The following is a 318-nucleotide window of genomic DNA, read 5'->3' on the forward strand; positions in this document are numbered from 1 at the left end:
CGTACAGCGCGCGCGCCGTGGTGTTGGTTTCGTGCGTGAGCCAGTACACGCGGCTCGCGCCGGCTTCGCGGGCCCGCTCGTACACGGCCTCGATCAGCGCGCTGCCCGCGCCTTGCCCGCGCGCGTCGGCCGCCGTGAACAGATCCTGCAGATAGCAGTACGGCCCGTCGGTCCAGCACGAGCGGTGGTAGATCGCGTGCACGATGCCGACCAGCTTGCCCGCCGCGTCGAACGCGCCGAGGACGAACATCGGTTCGGCCGGGTCCAGCAGCCGCGCCCACGTCGTCGCGGTCACCGCGTCGCTCGCCGGCGACCGGT

At 72.6% G+C, this 318-nt stretch carries 1 protein-coding gene; it reads right to left on the reverse strand.

The window, feature by feature from the left end:
• Positions 1-318 (reverse strand): GNAT family N-acetyltransferase (locus tag SB816_RS30605; protein ID WP_410548064.1); only part of this gene is annotated, 318 nt, incomplete at both ends.

The sequence above is a fragment of the Achromobacter sp. SIMBA_011 genome (assembly GCF_046535435.1).
GTDB lineage: Bacteria > Pseudomonadota > Gammaproteobacteria > Burkholderiales > Burkholderiaceae_B > Achromobacter > Achromobacter dolens.